Below are 6,810 nucleotides of genomic sequence, written 5' to 3'. Positions count from 1 at the left end.
ACTCAGTCGTTGCCACAGGATGTGGCGTTTTTAGACTGAGTTCTTCTTTCTCAGCAGAGTGTTTGGGACTCCCTCTGATGCCATGACGTTTCTGGTATTCATCCCGCGGCTTATGGAAGTGGGGGACTTCTGTATCTGACGCTTCGCTTTCGATACAAAAAACATTGTCGCTGCCGCTTCGCTTTCGCGCAGTAAACATTGCTGATTCAAGTTAAAAAAGACATATTCGTGTCACAAAAACATTCCGAATTTTCAATGAAAAGGCTTACTTCGGAAAACATACTTTTCTTTTACGAAAAATATGTTATAGTGAAAAATACATATACTTTAGCGAGTTGAAGGGAGAAAGCGTTTTATGCGTTATTTAACAGCAGGAGAGTCACACGGTCCACAATTAACAACGATTATTGAAGGGCTACCATCGTTATTACCATTAACAGCAGAGGAGATTAATCATGATTTAAAGCGTCGTCAAGGTGGACATGGGCGCGGTCGTCGTATGCAAATTGAAACGGATACAGTGGAAATCGTATCGGGTGTACGCCACGGAAAAACGCTTGGTTCCCCTGTAGCATTAGTTGTAACAAATGATGATTGGAAGCATTGGACAAAAATTATGGGAGCCGAGCCATTGGCAGAGGATGTTGATCCCGATGAAATTAAGCGTCAAATTTCCCGACCTCGCCCAGGTCATGCCGATTTAGTTGGTGGAATGAAATATGGTCACCGTGATTTGCGCAATGTTTTAGAGCGCTCAAGCGCACGTGAAACGACTGTGCGTGTAGCAGCAGGCTCTGTAGCAAAGGCGTTATTAAGGGAATTAGGCATTTCCATCGTAGCGCATGTAACGGAAATCGCAGGTGTTAAAGCAGATATTTCATTGCTTGAAGGGAAAACAGCAGATGAAATTCGCACAGTCGTTGAAGCAGATGCTTGCTACTGTGTTGATCCAGTAGCATCAGAAAAAATGGTGGAAATAATTGATGCAACGAAAAAAGCTGGCGATTCGATTGGCGGGGTTGTCGAAGTCATTGTCGAAGGGCTGCCAGCAGGTATTGGCTCCTACGTACATTATGATCGCAAGCTAGACGGAAAATTAGCAGCTGCTATGCTGTCAATTAACGCATTTAAAGGCGTAGAATTTGGTATTGGCTTTGAAGCAGCACGTTTACCAGGCTCACAAGTACATGATGAAATTTTATGGGATGAGGAGAAAGGCTATACGCGTGCAACGAACCGCTTAGGTGGCTTAGAAGGTGGTATGTCAACAGGTATGCCAATTGTTGTACGTGGCGTGATGAAACCTATTCCGACTTTATATAAGCCGTTGCAAAGTGTAGATATTGAAACGAAGGAACCATTTAAAGCAAGTGTGGAGCGCTCAGATAGCTGTGCAGTACCAGCGGCATCTATCGTAGCCGAGCACGTTATTGCTTGGGAAATAGCGAAGGTAATTGTTGAGCAATTCCATAGCGACCAATTGCCGCAATTAAAGGCACAGCTAGATGAAATGCGTCGCTATACAAAGGAGTTTTAGTATGAATATTTCTGTCAAAACAGCATCGCATACGTATGAGGTAGTTATAGGGCATCATATTTTAGCACAAGCCTTCGCGAACTATAAGCAATTATTTGATAAAGCTGATCAAATTATTGTGCTAACAGATAAGCATGTTTGGCAGGCACAGGAAAAGTATTTTACAGAAAGTAGCTTCTTTGCCTTTAAAACATTTATTATGCCAGCAGGTGAAAGCTGTAAAAGCTTTGCAAACTATGAGGCTGTGCAAACCTTTTTACTTGAGCAGCAGTGCACAAGAAAATCGCTTGTTATCGCATTTGGTGGGGGCGCTGTCGGTGATTTAACAGGCTTTGTTGCCGCAACTTATATGCGTGGCATTCCGTTTATTCAAGTGCCGACAACGATTTTAGCGCATGATTCTGCTGTTGGTGGGAAAACAGCTATCAATCATACACTAGGAAAAAATATGATTGGGGCGTTTTATCAACCGCAAGCGGTACTATACGATACAGCGTTGCTTACAAGTTTACCAACACGTGAAGTGTTATCTGGGATGGCAGAAGTCATCAAGCATGCGATGATTGCGGATACGCAGTGGCTAGAAGAAATCCTGCAAGGGAATGTTACACAGCTTCCACAGGAGCTGTTAGCACAATATTTAGCTTTAGGTGTTCGTGTCAAGGCGAATATCGTAGAGCAAGATGAAACGGAGCAATCTGTTCGTAAGTATTTGAACTTAGGACATACGTATGGACATGCGATAGAAGCGGCGGCGGGTTATGGTCGATTAGCACATGGAGAAGCCGTGATGATTGGCTTAGTGTATTGCTTATTGCTAAGTGAACGCTACGGTCAAATAACGCGTAATTTTACGAAGAGGTTTTTACATTTTGCTGTAGCGAATGGCTATCCATTTGCAGCGGTGAATGATTATTCATTTGATGAACTGACAACATATTTAGTAAAAGATAAAAAGGCAGAGTATGGCGAGCTACAATTTGTCTTATTAAAAGCAATTGGCGAACCATTCGTGCAAAAAATAGAGTTAGCTGTTTGCCAAGAGGTAGACAAAGAGCTGAGAAGTTTATTAGCGGAGGTAGTTTTATGATACGAGGAGTAAGAGGGGCAACAACTATTGAAGTAGACCAACCAGAGCTTATATGGGAAGCGACGGCGCAACTAGTGCAAGAAATGGTGCAAGCAAATAATATAGAAGTTGAGCATATTGCCTCTGTAACGGTTTCAACAACAACTGATATTGCATCAGCATTTCCTGCTAAAGCTGTACGTACGTTGGAAGGCTGGCAATATGTACCCATTATGTGCATGCATGAAATGGACGTGACAGGTGCATTGCCACTATGCATTCGTGTGCTAATGCTTGTGAATACAACTGTTGCACAAAAGGATGTACAGCATGTTTATTTGAATGAAGCAGTGAGCTTGCGTCCAGACTTAGTACGTTAGAGAGGAGAATGAAAGCAATGATGAAGTGGAAACAACAAATTTATAATATGAAGCCTTATCAACCAGGGAAACCGATTGATGAAGTAAAAAAGGAATATGGATTAGAAGAAGTAGTAAAGCTAGCATCCAATGAAAACCCGTTTGGTAGCTCGTCAAAAGTAGCTGAATTTTTAAGAGCGAGTGACACAAATTATGCAATCTACCCAGATGGTTATGCACAAAATTTGCGCACAGCAGTTGCGAAGCATTTAAGTGTAAAAGAGAATGAATTGATTTTCGGTAATGGCTCAGATGATTTAATTGCCATTATTACACGTGCCTTGTTATATCCTGGTGTTAACACTGTCATGGCAGACCCATCCTTCTCGCAATATTGGCATAATGCGGATATTGAAGGTGCAGAGGTACGTAAAGTTCCTACAATTGATGGACGACATGATTTACCAGCGATGCTTGCACAAATAGATGAGCAAACTTCTGTTGTTTGGATTTGTAGTCCAAATAATCCAACTGGTACGATTGTGACAGACGATGAATTACAGCAGTTTTTAGCGCAAGTGCCATCACATGTGCTCGTTGTACTTGATGAGGCGTATATTGAGTATGTCAATGATCCAGCACATAAAGATACGCTACCATACTATCGTCAGTATAATAACCTTATTTTATTGCGTACATTTTCGAAAGCATACGGCTTAGCTGCATTCCGTGTTGGTTACGGCATTGCACATGAGGATATTATTGCAAAGCTTGATGCGGTACGTGGGCCGTTCAATAATACTGTGTTGAGTCAAGAGGTAGCAGCGATTGCTTTACAGGATCAAGCATTTATAGAACAATGTCGTGTAGCAAATGAAAAAGGGAAGGCGCAATATGTAGAATTTTGTCAGCGCTACAATTTAAATTATTACCCAACACAAACGAATTTTATTTTGTTTGAGGTGAAGGCGGATAGCAATGTTGTGTTCCAAGAAATGATGAAGCGTGGCTTTATTATTCGTAGTGGTGCCGCACTTGGTGCACCAGGTTATATTCGTGTCACGATTGGTACAGAGGCGCAAAATGCGAAGTTTTTAACATTACTTGAACAAGTGCTACAGGAGCAAGGTGTATTAGTGTGACGAAAAATGTATTAGTGATTGGACTAGGGTTAATCGGTGGCTCCGTTGCATTAGCGTTGCAAAAAGTGTCACAAGTAAAAGTGATTGGCTATGATGCCTTTATTCAAACAAGAGCAATGGCAAAAACACTTCAAGTTGTCCATGAGGTTGTGGATGATCCGAAGCTTGCGGCAGAAAAGGCAGACTTTATTATTTTCGGCACACCTGTTAATGCGACGCTTGATTGGATGGACAAAATGCAAACATGGACATTGAAGAGCACTGTCATTGTGACAGATACAGGTAGTACGAAAAGTTTGATTATGGAAAAAGCTAAAGAGCTTCAAGCAAAAGGAATCACATTTATTGGAGGACATCCGATGGCGGGTTCACATAAAAGTGGCATTACAGCCGCAAAGCCACATTTATTTGAAAATGCTTATTATATGCTGACACCGCATGCGGAAGAGTTAGAGGAGAATATTGAAAAGCTTGAGACACTTTTAAAATATACACATGGCAAATTAGTACGTGTAAATGCACAGGAGCATGATCATATGACAGCGGTTGTCAGTCATTTTCCGCATATTGTAGCAGCTTCTCTTGTGCATCAGTTGTATCAGGAAAATGCCCAATTTCCAATGACGAGCTCAATCGCTGCAGGTGGTTTTCGTGATATTACACGCATCGCTTCAAGCAATCCTTTGCTATGGCGCGATATTACGGTGCAAAATCGAGAGGAACTGATTGGACAGTTGGAGCAATGGCTGAAGGAAATGGATGCGGTGAAAGATTTATTGCAAGAGGGCGATGTTGCGTTAATCGAGCAGTATTTTGCAATGGCAAAGGAAGTGCGGGATGAACTGCCAATTTCAGCAGGTGCGTTTTACACATCCTTTGATTTGTATGTTGATGTACCAGACTATCCCGGAGTTATTTCTGAAATAACAGGTTATTTAGCCGAGGACAATATTAGCATTACAAATATTCGCATTGTTGAGGCACGTGAAGATTTATTCGGCATTTTAGTCATTAGTTTCCAAAATGAGGATGACCGTGAACGGGCGGTGAAATGCATCGCGCGCAAAGCGAATTTTGAGACATATATTTCGTAAGGGAGCGTTGGTGAAGCTTCTAGTTCAAATGTAATGATTCGCCCAGCGGACAAAGAAATTCGCCCAACCAATCGCCAAATTCGCTCAACGAACAGGTGAAATCGCTCAACCAATGTCTGTTTTCGCCCGTAAGACAAGCAAATTTGTTTAATTAAACTCAAAAATAGGGGCGTGTCTGAAACGGTGATACTTTTCAGATAGCCTTCTTTTTCAAATCGTGACAAATTAAAAATGAAGGAGTGCTTTACATGGAAGCAACAAAATTACATTACAAAAAGCCGAGCCTACAAGGAACAATTACAGTCCCAGGTGATAAGTCAGTATCACATCGCTCTGTCATGTTTGGTGCGATTGCAGAAGGGACAACGACAGTTGAAGGCTTTTTATTAGGGGAAGACTGCTTAAGTACGATTGATTGCTTCCGAAAACTTGGTGTACAAATTGATGTGGATGGAACAAATGTGACAATCACAAGTGATGGGATCGATGCATGGAAAGAGCCGTTAGAAGTTCTTTATACAGGAAATTCTGGTACGACGACTCGCTTAATGCTAGGCTTATTGGCAGGAACAAAGCTACATACAGTAATGACAGGTGATGCTTCCATTGCAAAACGTCCAATGCGCCGTGTGGCAGATCCACTGCGTTTAATGGGTGCGCATATTACAGGGCGTGAAAACGGGCAGTATACACCTGTTGCCATTCAAGGCAAAGAGCTAACAGCAATCGATTACACGATGCCCGTGGCAAGTGCACAAGTGAAGTCCGCTATTTTGTTAGCAGGATTGCGTGCAGAAGGAACAACGATTGTACGTGAAAGTGAGGTATCCCGTGACCATACAGAGCGCATGCTACGTCAATTCGGTGCACAAATTGATGTGGAGGATGGCGTTGTCTCATTTGCTGGTGGGCAAAAGCTGACAGCAACACATGTCAAAGTGCCTGGTGATATTTCTTCAGCAGCCTTCTTCCTTGTAGCAGGAGCGATTACTGAGGATAGTCACATCATATTACAAAATGTAGGCATGAACCCAACGCGTGATGGTATTATAAGCGTGTTAGCGGAAATGGGTGCAGATATCGCATTTCAAGTAGATGATGAATTAGCAGAGCCAACTGCGGAAGTTACGATAAAAAGCTCAGAGCTAAAAGGCATCACAATTGAAGGTGAACTGATTCCTCGCTTAATCGATGAAATTCCGATTATTGCCTTGCTGGCAACACAAGCACAAGGCACAACGGTTATTAAAGATGCTGAGGAGCTAAAAGTAAAGGAAACAGATCGCATTACTGCCGTTGTAACAGAGCTGAAAAAGCTTGGTGCAAATATTGAGGCGACGGAGGATGGCATGATTATTCATGGGCCTACAGCATTGCATGGAGCCGCTTTACAATCTTACGGTGACCATCGCATCGGTATGATGGCTGCCATCGCTGCCTTGATTACAGACGGCGAAGTGACAGTAGATGATGTGGATTGCATTGCGGTATCCTATCCAACATTTTTTGAACACGTAGAGGCGCTATGTAAAAAATAAAAGAAGGAACCGTAGTAGCAATGAAAGCATAGTGGAGGTACACGGCGTTTTAGCAAATGTTTAATAGAGAA

The 6,810-nt window shown here is 42.3% G+C and carries 6 protein-coding genes; all 6 read left to right on the top strand.

The genetic code is table 11. The features are described from left to right. The first annotated feature begins 355 nt into the window (after positions 1 to 355). The 6 genes from aroC (at position 356) to aroA (ending at position 6,739) form a co-directional block, all read left to right on the top strand. A complete protein-coding gene (gene aroC / locus C9J34_RS17815) occupies positions 356 to 1,537 on the top strand; it encodes a chorismate synthase (protein ID WP_107841527.1) in 1,182 nt (393 codons plus the stop codon). Between the two features lies 1 nt (position 1,538). Beyond that, entirely contained in the window at positions 1,539 to 2,627 is a 1,089-nt protein-coding gene (gene aroB, locus C9J34_RS17810) for a 3-dehydroquinate synthase (RefSeq protein WP_107841526.1), read from the top strand. Then, positions 2,624 to 2,986, top strand: coding sequence for a chorismate mutase (aroH, locus tag C9J34_RS17805; RefSeq protein ID WP_107841525.1), 363 nt, complete (start codon positions 2,624 to 2,626; stop codon positions 2,984 to 2,986). Before aroB ends, aroH begins: the two co-directional genes overlap by 4 nt. A 20-nt stretch (positions 2,987 to 3,006) precedes the next feature. Further along, positions 3,007 to 4,107 carry a histidinol-phosphate transaminase gene (hisC, locus tag C9J34_RS17800; RefSeq protein WP_107841529.1) on the top strand — a complete coding sequence of 367 codons (1,101 nt, stop codon included), beginning with the start codon at positions 3,007 to 3,009 and terminating at the stop codon, positions 4,105 to 4,107. Next, a complete protein-coding gene (locus C9J34_RS17795) occupies positions 4,104 to 5,201 on the top strand; it encodes a prephenate dehydrogenase (RefSeq protein WP_107841524.1) in 1,098 nt (365 codons plus the stop codon). The genes hisC and C9J34_RS17795 overlap by 4 nt, the downstream gene beginning before the upstream one ends. A 248-nt stretch (positions 5,202 to 5,449) precedes the next feature. Next, entirely contained in the window at positions 5,450 to 6,739 is a 1,290-nt protein-coding gene (gene aroA / locus C9J34_RS17790; RefSeq protein ID WP_107841523.1) for a 3-phosphoshikimate 1-carboxyvinyltransferase, read from the top strand. Positions 6,740 to 6,810 lie beyond the last annotated feature (71 nt).

Source organism: Metasolibacillus meyeri (assembly GCF_003049505.1).
GTDB classification, from domain to species: Bacteria; Bacillota; Bacilli; order Bacillales_A; family Planococcaceae; genus Metasolibacillus; species Metasolibacillus meyeri.
The sequence above is the reverse complement of the archived record's forward strand: the minus strand, read 5'-3'. Positions and strand labels throughout refer to the sequence as shown.